Raw genomic sequence first — 15,870 nt, forward strand, 5'->3', positions numbered from 1 at the left:
ATAGAAAATTAAACTTATTCACATTTTGACTCACCAAGAAGTTTTCTCCAATATAATCAAAACATTAGATTATTTAATAAGTACGATCGAATGATGAACAATAAAAACCAGGCTTGCAGAGTGTTGAGCCTGGTTTCTATCTTTATAAATATGATGGAGAGTTATCTTATTTCATTGCAAACGCAGCATGGGGACAAACTTTGGTACATTTCCCGCAACCGATGCATTTCGATGCATCATACGATATTCGGCTTTTAAAAAATCCTTCTTTTATACGAGTGACAGCCCCTGCAGGACAAACTCTTGTCACAGGGCAAAATGGGGACTGGTCACATTTCGATTCATTATACTTTGCTTTTTTCATTGAAACCTCCGATAGATATACCTTCGCTAAGACACGTCACTATTAATACGTACTTTTGAAGTTATCATATCAGAGAAAATAGAAGATCTCAGTGAGTTTATCACAAAACTAAATTAAAAATGTAATAGAAATTCCGTCCCCCCCGATGGACTGCTGGTTACCGATATCTGGATTCCGTGCCGTTCCGCAATCTGCTTTGCAATGGCAAGACCAAGTCCGGTTCCGTTTTTATTTTGCTCGGATTTCGATTTGTAAAACCGTTCAAAGATATGAGGCAAGTCTTCTTGTGGAATGCCGGCACCTTGATCATAGATTGATACAACTCTGTCTTTGAGGGATACGGATACGACGCTGAATTCGGGAGAAAATTTAACTGCATTGTCTATGATGATCATGATCATCTGGCGGATACGTCCATAGTCGCCTGTGATATTGCATAGTGAACTGCTTTGATGCTCATATTGAATTGCAATATGCTTTCCGGAAGCCGCATTTCTTGCGCTTCGTATTACATCATTCAAAACGTCGCACAGGCTCAGATCCCGCATCTCTATTTTAAAGTCAACATTCTGCAGTCTGGATAGCTCCAGCAGATCGTCAACAAGTCTTTGCAAGAAGACACTTTCGTTCAGCATCTGAAGGTAATAATCCTTTATTTGATCAGGATCGGTAACAACGCCATCGTGAAGAGCCTCCAAGGAACCCCGGATGACGGTCACCGGAGTGCGAAGTTCATGGGAAATATTAGCTACGAAATCACGGCGGAGCTGCGCCAGCTTTTCACTTTCTCGGCTTGCGAGAGCCAGCCGTTCGCTTAGAATATCAATTGCTGAAGCAAGCTCACCGATTTCATCCTTGGCATCAACTCCAGTTTTAACAGAATAGTCGCCGCCTGCCAGCTGAACCGCCGAACTTTTCATTTTCTTCAGAGGCTTTGTAAAGGAAATTGCCAATATAACCGATAAGATGATCGACAGCGCAAGTGCAATGAAAACACTGACCGTGAGAATCCCAAAACCCTGTCCAACCGCGTCATCAATACCTTTTACCGGAGAATGGAGCAGTAAGGCTCCGACTACTTTGCCATCTTTCTGAATGGGGATTCCGACTGTTAAGGTGGGTGATTTCAACAAATCACTGAAGCCTTCGCTGAACGTTGTATTGCCTTGGAAAACTTCCTTTACAACGGTATCGGCATCTTTCGGCAGATCTGCATAATTAAAAGACTGGTTACTCATAGGCCCTATTGTAATCAATTCGAGGTTTTCGTCTACGATCCAGACATCTGCACCTGCGATATCGTCTAAAAAGCGAAGGTAAGCCATGTATCCTCCCTGGCCTCCACCCGCCATTCCCGTTCTTGAGCCGGGGCTGAAATGAGTTTCTCCAATCAGGCCGGATAAGGTGTCAGCCATTGCAATTGCGCGGCTTTCAAGTTCTGACTTTTGCAAGTCAACGGTATGCGCTTTGAAAAGCATCATAAAGACGCTGCCGATGATAATGGAAAACAGAAGCAGCGTAATGGAAAAATAAGCAATCAGCCGATAAGCAATTTTATTTCTCATAATTTTTTCCCTCGAATTTGTAACCGACGCCCCAAATGGTTTTTATATCCCATTCTTCGTGCGGTATAGCTTCCAACTTGGCTCGCAGGCGTTTGACGTGAGAGTCTACCGTGCGGCTGTCGCCAAAATAGTCATACCCCCATAAACTGTTCAACAGGTTGTCGCGGGAAAAAACTTTATTTTTATTTGTTGCCAAGGTCCATAGCAACTCGATCTCCTTTTTTGTCAATGGGATATTGATATCATCAATTGCAGCTGTGTAATCATCGAGATTAATGATTAGATTACTGTAACTGAATTTCTGCTGCGGCTGATCCTCTGTGCGGGAAATCCGGCGTAAAATAGCGCGGACTCTTGCCATGACTTCTCCGGGGGAGAAAGGCTTGTCAATGTAGTCGTCAGCGCCTATGTCCAATCCCATAATTTTTTCGAAATCTTCACCTCTGGCAGTGATCATGATGATCGGAACACTATAATCTTTTCTAATTTCACGGCATACTTCAAAGCCATCCATTTGAGGCATCATAACATCGAGCAAAACGACGTCCGGTTTAATCTTCTGAAACAGATCCAGCGCTGCTAGTCCGTCATACGCAACGCTTGTTACAAAACCCTCTTTCTTTGCATATTCCTCTAAGATTGAAGTAATTTGCTTGTTATCATCCGCAATCAGAATCGTTGTCATAATATCTCACCCCATATTGTATGTTGTTTTATTATACCATATCGTAAATTTAGAGTTATGACAAAAGTTTGTCTTTTATAATTGAAATACCTTATTTTTAGAAATTTAAAAACATAATTTTGCCACATTTTATGAGTAATCTATCATCATAGCAGATAAAGCTAAAAACAGTTTCATGGAAACAGGAGGTAATTAAAATGAAAAATTTCAAAAAACTTATCATGGTGGGAGCTATGGTGACAATGATTGGTGCCGCATCGGTCACTGCTTTTGCAGCTTCCTCATACAGCACGCCTGCCGAAGCCGTAGCTGGTTTGACCGGTAAAACAGTAGAGGATGTAACGGCAGAAAGATATGAAACCGGAAAAACATATGGAACCATTGCAAACGACGCTGGAAAGCTGGAAGAATTCCAGACTGAAATGCTTCAGATCAAGAAAGATATTCTGGCAGACAGAGTGGAGGCCGGTTTGATGACACAAGAAAGGGCCGATGAAATCATCGCAGCGATAGAGAATAATCAATCCGCTTGTGATGGCACAGGATCACTTAGAACAGGACAAAGAATGGGTGCCGGGTTTGGCAGCATGAACGGCGGACAAGGATACGGGCAGGGAAATGGCCAAGGTATGCGTGGCTTCGGCCAGGGCGGCGGATTCTGCCAGGCACAATAGCAATACGCAACAACTTTTTAAACCAATAAATATTGCGAAACAAACGAAGGGGATGGGTTTCTGACAGAAAGGGCTCATCCTCTTCTCGTATTCGCAGGTGTTTGAAAAATGTGATTTAATCACGGTTAAAATTCTTCGATTTGGTACAATAAAGTAAATATGTACCGATGAAAACACTGGGATGCGGACATATATATTAATAGAGGCTATGAAGAAAGGGAGAATCAATGGACTATCTGATATCGTTTTTGGAAGGTACCGTTACATTTATTTCACCATGCCTTCTGCCAATGTTGCCGATCTATGTTTCTTATTTTGCGGGACAGAACACAGACGGACAAAATAGATCTACAATCAAAAATGCCATGGGATTTGTACTTGGGTTTTCACTTGTGTTTATAATGCTGGGTGCCTTTGCGGGTACAATTGGGGGCATCTTGAAAGAGCATAGCACAATCGTTAATGTCATCGCAGGAAGTATCGTCGTCCTTTTTGGATTGAATTTTATGGATATCATCAAACTCCCGTTAATCAATTCGCACAGGCAATTCAGTTCGAAGGCGGTTAAAACGGGATTTTTATCATCAGTTGTATTTGGCATCATTTTTTCAATCAGCTGGACACCATGTGTCAGTGCATTTTTAGGTTCTGCATTGATGCTTGCGGCATCCACCGGAGACAGCATTCACGGAATTTTGATGCTTTTGAGCTTCTCCCTCGGTCTTGGAATACCATTCCTTGTAAGCGCCGTTTTAATTGAACGGTTAAAATATACATTTGAAATTATCAAGAAAAACTACCGGAGAATCAATTTGATCTCTGGAGGATTGCTCGTTATAGTCGGTTTCATGATGGCAACAGGCATGATGGGATATTTTCTGTCGATCCTGACATTTTAGGAGGAATTATGAATAGTAAAAGTAAAACAATAATTGGCGCAGTTGCCTTCATCGTATTTCTTGTATTTGCATATTTTGCGTATACGACTTTGTCGGATAATTACAATAAAAAAGAAACCTTGCCGGATACTTCATCTTCGCAGAATGCCACTAAACAGGCTGCTCCGGATTTTACGGTATATGATGCCCAGGGTAACGAAGTCAGATTGTCCGATTTTAAAGGAAAACCGGTCGTACTCAACTTCTGGGCTTCCTGGTGTCCTCCGTGCAAGGGGGAAATGCCGCATTTTAATGAAGTATATGCCGATGAGAAGGACAATGTTGTCTTCATAATGGTAGATATGGTTGATGGTCAGCGTGAAACACAAAAAAAGGGACAGCAGTATGTCGGCGACCAGGGCTTTGATCTTCCGGTCTATTTTTACAATCAGCAGCAGGCAGCGGCCACATATGGGATATCTTCCATACCTACAACCGTTTTTATTGATAAAGACGGGAATATCGTTACAGGCTATCAGGGAGCGATTGATAAGGAAACGCTGCTTGATGGAATAAAATCAATTAATAGCGGAACGAATGATTAATATCTGGGAATACTTTAAATATTGATTCAGTTGTGTTACTATGAGTTTTCAAGGTGTCCCGCAGGAAGACGTTTCGACTGATCTTAGATATCTATGATGATTCCTGCCGATGCGCAGAAATGAGGAGTTGATTTATGAATCCTATTGCATTTTATATATTTGGAATTAGCATAAGGTGGTATGCTATTTTTATTTCAACCGGTATGCTAATAGGGATCATCATAGCAAAATATAACTGCAAGTATCGGAACATTGATTTTGACAGTGTCCTTGATGTGGTGCTGATATCATTGCCTATGGGTATTATTGGCGCCAGACTGTATTATGTGGTGTTTCAATTTAATGACTATAAGGATAACCTGATAAGCATATTGAATATCCGGCAAGGCGGATTGGCTATCCACGGCGGAATCTTGTTTGCAGTGCTTGCCGCATATTTTGTTACGCGGCATAAAAAGCTAAGCTTCTTAAAAATGGCGGATGCAACTGCACCGTCAATTGTCATAGCACAATCCCTGGGAAGATGGGGGAATTTCTTCAACGGCGAGGCGCATGGCGGCCCGGTATCGTATGGCTTCATTCAGCACTTTCCAAGCTTTATCCAAAATGGAATGCTGATTGACGGCGTGTACTACCAGCCGACATTTTTATATGAATCGACCTGGAATTTCGCGGTTTTTATTATTCTTATGATTACCCTGAGAAGAAGCAGAAATAACGGCCTTGTATTCTTTACTTATCTAGGACTGTATTCAGCTGGAAGATTTCTGATTGAGGGATTAAGGACTGACAGTTTAATGCTCGGCCCGTTTAGGATTGCACAATTAGTAAGTTTGATTGGAGTCGCTATTTGGATAGCATATCTCATTTTAAATAGAAAGAGTTATAGAAAATAGAATTGTTTTAGAAATCTATTAAAAGCCCCGTGTATTGGTGTGCTCCCCGTCAAGCAGACGGGGAAAATATTCATATGTGCGGGGCTTTTATAACTTCGGGGTATTTATTCCCTCCAAATATGCCAGAGATGATTATCTGGTCCTTGTGCAAATACGTCAATACGCATATCACCCCAGGATACTGCCGCTGGCTCGGATATGATTTTTCCGCCCAAAGAATGCCAGTTACTCCATCTGCGGCCATGCCAGGTTCTGAACAGCAATTGGTTCTGATCCCCCAGCGCGAAGAGCTCAAGGCGATAAGTTCCGGTCGAAGCTGCTGTCGGACCAGAATTAATGGAACCATCGCCAGTGTCTATCCACACACTCCAGCGTGAGCCATCCCATCCTTTATACCAGAGCGAGCCGTTTTGACCTCTTGCGAAGACATCGATCTGGTTCGGCCCTCTGGAAACCGCTGCCGGCGCGGAGGACAGAGTTCCTCCAAGATCCTCCCATTGACTCCACTGGGAGCCGTCCCACCATTTATGCCATAGCGATAGATTCGGGCTGCTTCCGAAAACATCAATCCGATTTTGTCCCCAGGAAGCGGCAGCCGGTGCGGAAATCAGAATCCCTCCCAGGTCTTCCCATTCGCTCCAGTTTGAACCGTTCCACCATACATGCCAAAGTGCCTGATTCTGACCGACAGCGAAAACGTCGATCCGATCAGGGCCCCATGATACAGCTCCCGGCGCTGAAGTTAAATCTCCGCCCAAATCTTCCCATTCACTCCATTCCATTCCGTCCCACCATTTATGCAAGAGTGAACCGTCCTGACTTTTTCCAAATACATCAAGTCGGTTTGTTCCCCATGATGCAACGGCCGGAGCAGAAGTCAGGTGACCACCCAAATCCTCCCAGTCACTCCAGGCGGGCCTAGGAGCAGGCCCTTGAGATGCACCAGACATCTCTCTTAAGGAGATTTCAATGAGATCGGGAAAGATAATATCAATTAAATTGTCGGGTACGTTATATCCCTTTAAGGTGTTGAGCAGCAATGCGGCTTCCTGATGCAAGCCTTCGAAGAGTCGATCGGTTTTCTGTTTGATGGTTCCCGTGTAATTCGCTGCATTATTTAGCACATAAGTAATAAGACTGATGAATAACCAATCAATGATGTTTCTCGGTACTTTATATCCTTGCAGCCACTCATAATATTCAGGCACGTCTCTATTGATTACTGCCATGATTTGATTGATATCATGCGGCAACTGGCTGATTAGAGCTTTCTTCCCCAAAGAATCGGTTTCTGAATCTTTGCCAATTTGGCTCTGGAGTCTTTGAATGGACAATGGGCATAGATAATTAAGGTCAAGCGGACATAGCATAGGCCGTTCATATAATTTTTCCATATGATAAACCTTCCTTTTTCATTAATATTTCCATTATATGCACGATGACTAACAAGAGGGATTATAGCTCTTCATAATTATTTAGACTCAACTGCAAATGCTTTAAAGTTTTCAATAACAACTGAGTCTTGCTGTTCATATAATATAAAAAAATAAGGAGACCGGAATATGATATGGATAAATCAACAGCAAGAACAAGGTATTTCTCACGAACAAATGAGTTTAATAAAAGATTTAAGATTCTTAATGACGCAATTTGCTTATTTGACAAGAGATTATATTAAATCGATTATTTATAACCTTGGCGACTCAGCAGCCATTGCCAACAAACTACATAATATTCCGTTGAAAATCAAAGCCTTAGTTGATATGATCTTTGGGGCATCAACGGGAGATGAATTAATAAATTTATTATTAAAAAACGTCAGTTATTTGGAAGATATCGTGAATGCGATGTTGTTTGGCCATTTTAGTTTTATGTACGATAGTATTAAATATTTTTACCATAATGCTGATGCATTGGCTAAATATTTTGCTCAGATTAATCCGTATTGGGATGAATCTCAATGGAAGAAGTTACTTTACATTTATAACGAAGATCTGATTAATGATACAAACGCAATTATATCGAGAAGCTTTAAGGATGAGTTGGATATGTTTGATAAACTATTGCAGGACGCCTTGGCAATAGCGGATTACCTTGCCGAAGGGATCAATCAATATTCTGCCGCCCAAAAGAAATAATTATGGAATGATATAAGGAGATTCTGATTATGATATGGACGAATCAACAGCAAGAACAATGCATTACAAATGAGCAAAGGAGTTTAGAGAATAATTTCAGACTAATAATGACGAGGTTTGCCATTTTATCCAGAGCATACATTTCATCGGTGCTTACAGGCTTAGGTGATCCGTCAGCCATTGCTTTGAAATTGTTTAACCTCCCGTCAAATATGAAGTTTAATATTGAAACGGCCTTTGGAAGAACAGTAGGTGATGAGATAATAAGACTATTGTCTGTGAACCTAATTTACTTACAAAATTTAGTCAATGCAGTTTCATCGAATGATACCGGCTTAGCGAATGAAAATATCAAATCACTATATCAAAACACTGATTATCTAGCTAAATATCTATCACAAATTAATCCGTATTGGAATGAAAATCAATGGAAGGTTTTGCTATATAATTATAATAAAGATTTAATTGACGATATAGAATCACAAAAAGTAATGGGTTTTAATAATGACTTGGATATATTTGACAAACTGTTACTGGACGCTTTGGAAATTGGGAAATATTTTGCTGATGGAATCGGTCAGTATGTGTCTGCCCCGAAAAAATAATTGATGGATAATCCCATAAATATACTGCATTAAAAGCTGCGCATTAACGTGGCTTTTTTAATATAAAAAAACAGTCATCAGTTACCATTTTTATATTTTTGTTTTATTATTATAATAAAAATATGGGTATTTTCTATAAATCAATATATTAACTAGGCCCTATCAGAGATTTTATAAAAAACTTTCTAAAAGATGAACGGATTTCCTTTTTAGAATCGTATTTATTGCAGAATGGAGGTGAGACAATTGAATTCGCAGTCCTTCAGCGCTGAAGATATGGTTGCGGCCGCAATCGATCAATATGCCGATATGGTTCGACGTATCTGCTTTCTGCATCTTAGTAACCGTTCGGATGTAGAAGATGTTTTCCAGGAAGTTTTCCTCCAATATTACCTGAATTTCAGCAAACTCCAAAATGAACAACATGAAAAGGCTTGGCTCTGCAGGGTGACTTTCAATAAATGCAAAGACCTTAATAAAAGCTTTTGGAGAAAAAAAGTGGTTAGCCTTGATGAAATGGAGATCCCTTTTGAGAATGAAGAACAAAGTGAAATCATTATAGCTCTGCTTCAATTGCCCTCCAAATATAAGGATGTTGTCTATCTGCATTATTATGAAGGCCGGTCAATTCCGGAAATTGCCAAAATAATGAGCCAGAATACAAATACGATCTATTCCCGGTTGAGACGAGCGAAGGAGAAGCTGAAAGTGAACGAAGGGGTGATTGAATGGAACGGATAATAAGATATTTTGATCAGATAAAAGCAGATGAAGAACTGAAGGAGAAGACAAAGTCTTATATCAGAGAAAGAATTGCCGCCGAAAATGAGAAGAATGATAGCTTGACATCAAATCCGTATTCTTCAAAAAAAAGAAAATATACGTTGAGAAGATGGTCTCTTGCAGCTTTGTCGATCGCAGCCTGCCTGATCATTATGATTGGCGGATACGCGTATTATAAAACCCCGATAAATTACATCAGCTTAGATATCAATCCCAGCGTGGAACTGGGGCTGAACCGCTTCGGTCGGGTAATTGAAACAGAAGCAATTAACGCAGATGGAAACAGCCTTTTAAATGGAACCAAAATCTTGAATATGTCTGCTGACGATGCAATTGAAGAATTATCCTTGAAAGCAGAAGAAAAGGGATATATTCGGGATGACGGATCAACGGTTATTGCAGTTACTGCTCTATCAAAACAGTATAACGAAGCGGCAAAAATAAGGGATCAGGCCGATAAGACTCTTCGAACCATGATTTCAAAGGGAACGCTGAATGCCATCGTCTACACAGACAGCGCCGATCTGCTGCTTCGAACAGAAGCGCGGGGATTTGGACTCTCGCCTGGCAAATACAAATTGATATTACTATTGCAGTCACTGGATTCAGGTGTAGAAATAGACCAATATCGGAACACAAGGATAACGGACATTCTTGTAAAAGCAAATGAATTATTACAGCAGAATGACAATACGGGATCCGGCCGGTATGAATGGAACTATGAAATGATCAAAGAAGCTGCGGAACAGATTTGGGGAATCAACGGGAATATTATCAGAGAACAGAATACGGAACAGAATCAAAACCGCAGTTCGAGCCCTTCTGCTGTTGAGCAGGATCAGGAGCAAAATCAAAATCAAAATGGTTATATCAGGCAGCCAAATGCAATAGACCAAAATAACGGTTCTGTAAATATAGAACAAGAGCCGGGAGCAAATCAAGACCAAAGCCAGAATCAGGCAACCAGTTCTTCAGGAGTCGGACAGGAGCAGACTTATAATCAAAATCAAATGACCAGCCAGCCAACTGAAGGTCAAGGGCAGTCAAATCAACAAGATGTTAATTCAGGTAGCGGACAGGAAAAGACAACAAGCTCCGGACAATCCTCCGGAGAAACTGGAGGAAATCAGGATAATAAACAAAAACCAAATTAGAATTTAGCGTACACTATAGGATTGAATCGGGAGGTAATATTATGAAAAATAGAACCAGTATATTAGTCATCGTTTTCGTTATGCTGTTAAGTATGCCTGTATGGGCAGGAGCGTCGGGTTCAGGGGATCAGAGCCAGACACAGGCTAAGTCGCAGGAACAGGACCAAATTCAGGATCAAACCATGCTGCAGGATCAGACACAGGATCAGGATCAAACTAGGCTGCAAGATCAGGCCCAGGATCAGGATCAGACTAGGCTGCAGGATCAAAAACAGACCTCGGTTGATCAGGCGGTACGGGATCAAGCAAGATTGCAACTGAGAGAAAGACTTCGAATCTCAGAAGCGGCGAAAATACAGCAACAGGAACGCCAGAGTACACAGGAACAGGCAAAAGCAGGCAGTTTTTCAGATGCGAAGCAGCATTGGGCAAGTGAGCAAATCGCTTCCGCTTATAGTTGGGGGTTTATAAACGGATACCAGGATGGGACCTTTAAACCAGACGGAGATATTTCAGGTTCGGAAGGGATCATAATGGTGAGCCGGATGATAAACTGCACGAATAATACAGAAGATACAACTGCCAACGACACGGAAATTGATTTAAATGCAGTACCTGTTTGGGCCAGAGAAATGATCCAGGAGCAGACAGCATCAAGAATTGCAGCCCAAAGTCAGCTTTACGGTGAAGAACAGTTAAATCGTCTTCAATTTGCTGTGATGCTGGCGAAAGCCTTAAAGCTTGAACCGACGCTAAATTCAGGAGAAAATGTGATTTTCCTGGATCAGGGGAATATACCGGCAGATGATTTGGGCTATATTAATTCCCTGCGGATACTTGGTATTGTCGAAGGTTCTGACGGGAACTTCAATCCTGACAAACAAGTATCGAGAGCTGAAGCGGCAAGCATGCTTATGAGGATTGTGGATTCGCTGGAATAACATGTTTACAAATTGTGGATACAAAGATACAAAACTTTCAACGACGTGGAATTGTTTTCACGTAAGAATATGGCAACTTAGTCTTCATTAGTTGATTAAATTATTTATTGCAATCTCCTATTCTAAATGTAGTGACCATCCACAATTATAAGATATTACGAATTATAATTGTATGCAATATGGATAAAATATAGTAAAAGGCATAAAGGGTGTGATACTTTGGAAGAAGAATTAAAAAAATTTGAGGCTTTAGAATGGCTCAAGAATAATAAAAACCTTTCGGCTTTAGCAAGCAATAGATTTGGTAAAACTGTTAATGCTATCAAATTTGTGGAGCGGTTATATAAACTTGGTGCTGTTAAAGTAAGTGTAATTGGCATATGGGATGAACCAGAAAGAGTAGAAGAAGAGGGAGGGCCTTATGCTTCATCACTACTTGTAGAACTTCCTCAAGATATTAAAAAGCGAGAAGAAATTTTAAAAACTTATAATAAAGAAATAAAAGAGCATGATCTTAATGAAAGTAACGGTGAAGAGCTTAAAGTGTGGGATAAAAATATATTGGATTTTTGGTGGGACTAATTCGTAGCTTTCATAAAATGCGAAGTGACTGTATCTCTTGACCAAATTTAAACTAGGAAATCAAATAAGTGGCAATACTCGGTTGAATTGTGGCCACTTATTTTTATAGGTATTGTAGGCAACATTTTCATCTAACAGTGCCTTACAAAATGATGTCATAAAATTAAAAAGTACGCCATTTAAGGTCTTGCCTAAGTGGCGTACTTTTGATTAATAATTAATCTTCGATTCACGTTTCAAAAGAAGCGGCAAAACAATGGGATCAAACTGACGTCGCCGGCTTGATTGCAGGAGTTTGAATGCTTGATATGGCGGTTTGAGAAATATGATTCGCGATCCGATAAGACAGCTCCATGATACTATCAAATAATTCGATATCCCCAATAAAGTTACCGGAAATAATCGTATAGATTTCCCTGTAAAGCATATCTACATATTCACGAAAAAGCTCACGCCAATCATCTAAATTCGTAAGGGGATTTAATTCATAGAAAAAAGTAGATATGTCATCGGTAAATTTTATCAAACACTGATAGTTTTCGTTTGCCTGCTGAACATTATTTATATGCATTGCTTCTGCTAACAGAACAAAACAATTGATCAGTCGAATTAAAAGATTTTCATATTTATTAGCATTATCCTCACCGAAGAAGGTTGACATAATTTCATGTGTATCATTAGGTTCGTTTAGAAGTCTTTGATAGATATCTCCTATATTGGGCAGATTGAATTTCAATGCAATGATAAAAGCTCTGCTCCAGACAGCTAAATCCAGGATATGTCTTTGAAATTGCTCTATAACGTACATATTGCCAGGCGCCAGGCAGCGGTTTGGAACGGCAGTGTTGCTGTTATCGATCATAAACACCTCCAAATTTTAGTATCAATTTATAATATGCCGGAATGAAAAGATTTGTGTTTTTTCATCTTTAGTTAATAGAGGTAGCTCGCAATTTCCAAGCTGTAAAAAATGCTGGTCATTTATTGCTGACCAGCATTTTTATTGAAATTATTATTAAAAAGATTGCAAAAGCCTTTTGCAGAATGTTCGGGGGTATATCCTGAGCGAATTTGCTCGCGATAGCAGAACCGATGATGAGGGAAGCGGCAATAATCAAACCGGCCTTTAGATTAACGTTCCCATGCTTATAATATTCTAGAAATGCCATGATCCCAACAGGCGGAAGCAGTACCGCAAGGGAAGTTCCTTGCGCTTTTAACTGTGTGAATCCGCAAATATATACCAGAGCGGGTATAATAATAATTCCACCGCCAATCCCAAGAAAACCGCTTAATATTCCGGCTAATAACCCTACAACGACAAATATAATAATTTCATACATGAGAGCACCTCCTATCTGCCATTAGTTTTATTCTGTGCAATTTTTGATACTATATAGATTCGATCTGAAAAAGCATGACCACCTTAGTCTTTTGACTTTATTTATGATTTTTATCCTGTTTGACGCTGCAGTCTTGCTGGCTGACGATTCTTCATAAAAAAGCCTAAAAAACCAGCAATGATTGGCAATCCGAAAAGCACTGCAACTGCAGCAGGTAAACCGAATACGTCGCCTATGCGTCCGATTATAACCACAGCTAAACTGCCTAAGCCGCCGGCAAACCCCATTGTGATGCCTGCCGCCAAAGCTTTGTTATCCGGTATTGCTTCCTGTGCAGCGACTACCGTAACGGAAAAACTTGACAGGAGCGCGGCGCCGGCCAATGCCAGAAAAACTGTGCTTAAAATGCCATTCGTCAGTAGGAAGGCAAAAAACAGAGGCGTTGAGAGTATGAGCGATCCGATAATGAGCTGCTTCCTGCCAAAGTAATCGGATATAAAGCCTCCAATAACACCTCCGATGGCACCTGCGGCAAGCATGATCGTAACAAGATGGCTTGCTTGAATATTGGATAAGCTTTTATACTTGAAGTATAGCGGCAATATCGTCAGCAGGCCGGTATAAGCCAGGGAGCGGACTGCTATAACTCCAACGATCGCTGTCAATTCTTTTGCCGACGCCCTGAGGGTTTTAAAAACAACGCCAAGTGTTGGAGGTACATTTGCCGATGTCTGATCTTGCGGTGAGAAAAGGAATAATAAAAGTGCAACGATAATGCCCGGAATAATTGTAACCACAGTCGCACTTAATCCAAAAGTCTGAAAAAGAGGAACCAATAAAAGAGGTCCAAGCGCAAAACCGAAATTGCCAAAAGCGACAAAAACAGAAAGTATCACTGCCTTCCGGTCCATGCTTAACCGGTTGACCATTGCGGAAGCCTGTGGATGAAAGACTGCAGTGCCTAGTCCTGCTAAAGCAGCGAGAACAACAAGAAGAAAATAGTTTTGGACAAGACCTGTAAGGCTCAACATGGTCGCCATCCATAACGTTCCGATATATGCCAGCCAGCGTTTCCCCTGCCGATCCATAAAATAACCGAAGAGCGGCTGAGTAAAGGAGGACGTGATGGAAAAGGCTGATACGACGATCGCGGCTCGTGTGGCAGTAAATCCCTGATAGAGTACGACCAGAAATGGAAGCATCTGAGGCAGATAGTTGCTATAGAGATCATTCAGCATATGTGCGATTGAGATGATTCCTATTTTGGAATATTGTATTTTAGCGGTGTTCATTTTAAGTCTCCGTTTCATTTCTCTGAGTTTGTTTTTTTGGAAGGGTACTTTGACAGAAAGAATTCTAAGTTCGCATGACATTTTTGAATGTCATCCGACAAAACATCCAGCATTTCCAAGCCTTTCGGAGTGATTGAATACCACTTGACCGGATTGCCGGTTTCTTTGATTTCCCAGCTTGTTTTAACCAGCCCATTGCTTTCCATATCTTTTAAGCTGCGATATATGATTGCACTATCCGAAAAGCAGAAAGGGAGTTCTTCATCCATTTTTTTAACCAACATACGGCCATAGGCTGGTCCGTCTGACAAATGAAGCAGCAAAAAAGCTGGGGTATGTCGGCTATATCGTTTCGCCATATTGCGCACCTTCTTTCACGGGGATATACTGTAAATGACATTATACTGTTTTAAACAGTATAAATTATATTCCTTATCTACCCGGTGTCAAGTGAAAATGCAAACAATATTGACATATGACCATAACAGGGATAAAATCAATATTGAAATCAACATTTATCTTGAGGAGGGAAATGTATGATCTTAGAACGCATTTATGCTTATGCTATGCCCAGACTTCTAGGCAGAACGATAAGAGATGTTAGAATCGGTTTGGAATTATTGGCTATTGAACTCGATAATGGTCAAGTAGGGGTTACTTATGTATTAAAGAATGAAATCGGGCATACCTGCCAAACTTTTTCCAACGCCGGAAGTCTGATTGGAATGAATGCAGTGGACCTTGCGAAATGGAGCGTCATCGGTGAAGACGTAATAAGCCGGTCGTTGGGCTTAGCCGTAAGCAACTCGGTTGCTGAAATCGATCAATTAAATTCATCTGAGAGTATGCTAGACTCTGACGCAACCATGGCGGTCAGTATTCAGCCAGAAGACACAATTGGGATTGTAGGATATATTGGTCCCGTTATCTCCAGGCTCCAGGGAAAAAAGAATCAATTATTGATTTTCGAACGTGATCAGGGTGAGGGCGACAATACCTACCCTGAAAAATCACAATCAGAATTTCTTCCAAAATGCCAAGTTGTATTTATTACAAGTTCGACGCTTATTAATGACACTCTGGAGAAACTGCTTTCTTATTGCAAGAATGCACGGGAAGTCGTGATGGTTGGCTCCAGTACGCCGCTATACCCGGAAGCTTTTAAGGGAACAGGGGTAACGGTGTTATCAGGGACAATATGGCCGCCTGAAAACAGTAACCGAATACTCACCGGTATCAGCCAATGCGCTGGGATGCGGCAGCTCATTAAGCACGGACAGAAGGTCTCTGTTAAAATCGTTGACTGATAATTTTTATATAACAAAAGAGCTCCATAATGAGCTCTTTTGTTGTGATAGGAGTTGT

Annotated in this window: 19 protein-coding genes; 11 read left to right on the forward strand and 8 right to left on the reverse strand. The window is 40.8% G+C overall.

Features of this window, described 5'->3' with window-relative positions; all coding sequences use genetic code 11:
• Positions 1–166: 166 nt before the first annotated feature.
• From KCX82_RS11455 to KCX82_RS11465, 3 genes are all read right to left on the reverse strand, one after another.
• A complete protein-coding gene (locus tag KCX82_RS11455) occupies positions 167–364 on the reverse strand; it encodes a 4Fe-4S dicluster domain-containing protein (RefSeq protein ID WP_227018606.1) in 198 nt (65 codons plus the stop codon).
• Positions 365–477: 113 nt separating this feature from the next.
• On the reverse strand, positions 478–1,929 hold the full coding sequence (locus KCX82_RS11460; RefSeq protein ID WP_227018607.1) for a sensor histidine kinase: 1,452 nt from the start codon (positions 1,927–1,929) through the stop codon (positions 478–480).
• The gene (locus tag KCX82_RS11465) at positions 1,919–2,614 is read right to left on the reverse strand and encodes a response regulator transcription factor (RefSeq protein WP_227018608.1); all 696 of its coding nucleotides are present in this window, start codon (positions 2,612–2,614) and stop codon (positions 1,919–1,921) included. Before KCX82_RS11465 ends, KCX82_RS11460 begins: the two co-directional genes overlap by 11 nt.
• A 197-nt stretch (positions 2,615–2,811) precedes the next feature.
• On the opposite strand from KCX82_RS11465, the gene KCX82_RS11470 reads away from it, so the two are divergent.
• From KCX82_RS11470 to lgt, 4 genes are all read left to right on the forward strand, one after another.
• Positions 2,812–3,288, forward strand: a complete 477-nt coding sequence (locus tag KCX82_RS11470) for a DUF2680 domain-containing protein (RefSeq protein WP_227018609.1) — start codon at positions 2,812–2,814, stop codon at positions 3,286–3,288.
• Between the two features lie 227 nt (positions 3,289–3,515).
• Positions 3,516–4,187, forward strand: a complete 672-nt coding sequence (locus KCX82_RS11475) for a cytochrome c biogenesis CcdA family protein (RefSeq protein WP_227018610.1) — start codon at positions 3,516–3,518, stop codon at positions 4,185–4,187.
• Between the two features lie 8 nt (positions 4,188–4,195).
• Positions 4,196–4,771, forward strand: a complete 576-nt coding sequence (locus KCX82_RS11480; protein WP_227018611.1) for a TlpA family protein disulfide reductase — start codon at positions 4,196–4,198, stop codon at positions 4,769–4,771.
• A 134-nt stretch (positions 4,772–4,905) separates the two neighbouring features.
• On the forward strand, positions 4,906–5,667 hold the full coding sequence (lgt, locus tag KCX82_RS11485; RefSeq protein ID WP_227018612.1) for a prolipoprotein diacylglyceryl transferase: 762 nt from the start codon (positions 4,906–4,908) through the stop codon (positions 5,665–5,667).
• Between the two features lie 104 nt (positions 5,668–5,771).
• On the opposite strand, the gene KCX82_RS11490 is transcribed toward lgt, so the two are convergent.
• Entirely contained in the window at positions 5,772–7,061 is a 1,290-nt protein-coding gene (locus KCX82_RS11490) for a PLL family lectin (protein WP_227018613.1), read from the reverse strand.
• Between the two features lie 168 nt (positions 7,062–7,229).
• On the opposite strand from KCX82_RS11490, the gene KCX82_RS11495 reads away from it, so the two are divergent.
• The 6 genes from KCX82_RS11495 to KCX82_RS11520 all read left to right on the forward strand — a co-directional run bounded on the left by KCX82_RS11495 (position 7,230) and on the right by KCX82_RS11520 (position 11,870).
• On the forward strand, positions 7,230–7,805 hold the full coding sequence (locus tag KCX82_RS11495) for a hypothetical protein (protein WP_227018614.1): 576 nt from the start codon (positions 7,230–7,232) through the stop codon (positions 7,803–7,805).
• Positions 7,806–7,834: 29 nt separating this feature from the next.
• Positions 7,835–8,410: a hypothetical protein gene (locus KCX82_RS11500; RefSeq protein WP_227018615.1), complete on the forward strand. Its 576-nt coding sequence runs from the start codon at positions 7,835–7,837 to the stop codon at positions 8,408–8,410.
• A 246-nt stretch (positions 8,411–8,656) separates the two neighbouring features.
• Positions 8,657–9,151 carry an RNA polymerase sigma factor gene (locus KCX82_RS11505; protein ID WP_319633350.1) on the forward strand — a complete coding sequence of 165 codons (495 nt, stop codon included), beginning with the start codon at positions 8,657–8,659 and terminating at the stop codon, positions 9,149–9,151.
• The gene (locus KCX82_RS11510; protein WP_227018616.1) at positions 9,139–10,347 is read left to right on the forward strand and encodes an anti-sigma-I factor RsgI family protein; all 1,209 of its coding nucleotides are present in this window, start codon (positions 9,139–9,141) and stop codon (positions 10,345–10,347) included. Before KCX82_RS11505 ends, KCX82_RS11510 begins: the two co-directional genes overlap by 13 nt.
• Before the next feature lie 41 nt (positions 10,348–10,388).
• Positions 10,389–11,288, forward strand: a complete 900-nt coding sequence (locus KCX82_RS11515; protein ID WP_227018617.1) for an S-layer homology domain-containing protein — start codon at positions 10,389–10,391, stop codon at positions 11,286–11,288.
• Between the two features lie 219 nt (positions 11,289–11,507).
• Positions 11,508–11,870: a hypothetical protein gene (locus KCX82_RS11520; protein WP_227018618.1), complete on the forward strand. Its 363-nt coding sequence runs from the start codon at positions 11,508–11,510 to the stop codon at positions 11,868–11,870.
• Positions 11,871–12,132: 262 nt separating this feature from the next.
• Here the strand turns inward: KCX82_RS11520 and KCX82_RS11525 are convergent, their stop codons facing one another.
• The 4 genes from KCX82_RS11525 to KCX82_RS11540 form a co-directional block, all read right to left on the reverse strand.
• Positions 12,133–12,732: a hypothetical protein gene (locus tag KCX82_RS11525; protein ID WP_227018619.1), complete on the reverse strand. Its 600-nt coding sequence runs from the start codon at positions 12,730–12,732 to the stop codon at positions 12,133–12,135.
• 115 nt (positions 12,733–12,847) lie between these two features.
• Positions 12,848–13,213 carry a sulfite exporter TauE/SafE family protein gene (locus tag KCX82_RS11530; protein ID WP_227018620.1) on the reverse strand — a complete coding sequence of 122 codons (366 nt, stop codon included), beginning with the start codon at positions 13,211–13,213 and terminating at the stop codon, positions 12,848–12,850.
• A gap of 110 nt (positions 13,214–13,323) precedes the next feature.
• Positions 13,324–14,505 carry an MFS transporter gene (locus tag KCX82_RS11535; protein ID WP_227018621.1) on the reverse strand — a complete coding sequence of 394 codons (1,182 nt, stop codon included), beginning with the start codon at positions 14,503–14,505 and terminating at the stop codon, positions 13,324–13,326.
• Between the two features lie 14 nt (positions 14,506–14,519).
• Positions 14,520–14,864 (reverse strand): PadR family transcriptional regulator, encoded by a 345-nt coding sequence (locus tag KCX82_RS11540; protein WP_227018622.1) that lies wholly within the window; start codon positions 14,862–14,864, stop codon positions 14,520–14,522.
• 177 nt (positions 14,865–15,041) lie between these two features.
• On the opposite strand from KCX82_RS11540, the gene KCX82_RS11545 reads away from it, so the two are divergent.
• A complete protein-coding gene (locus KCX82_RS11545) occupies positions 15,042–15,812 on the forward strand; it encodes a Rossmann-like domain-containing protein (RefSeq protein WP_227018623.1) in 771 nt (256 codons plus the stop codon).
• Positions 15,813–15,870 lie beyond the last annotated feature (58 nt).

Origin of the sequence: Sinanaerobacter chloroacetimidivorans (genome assembly GCF_018128545.1) — a bacterium.
GTDB classification, from domain to species: Bacteria; Bacillota; Clostridia; order Peptostreptococcales; family Anaerovoracaceae; genus Sinanaerobacter; species Sinanaerobacter chloroacetimidivorans.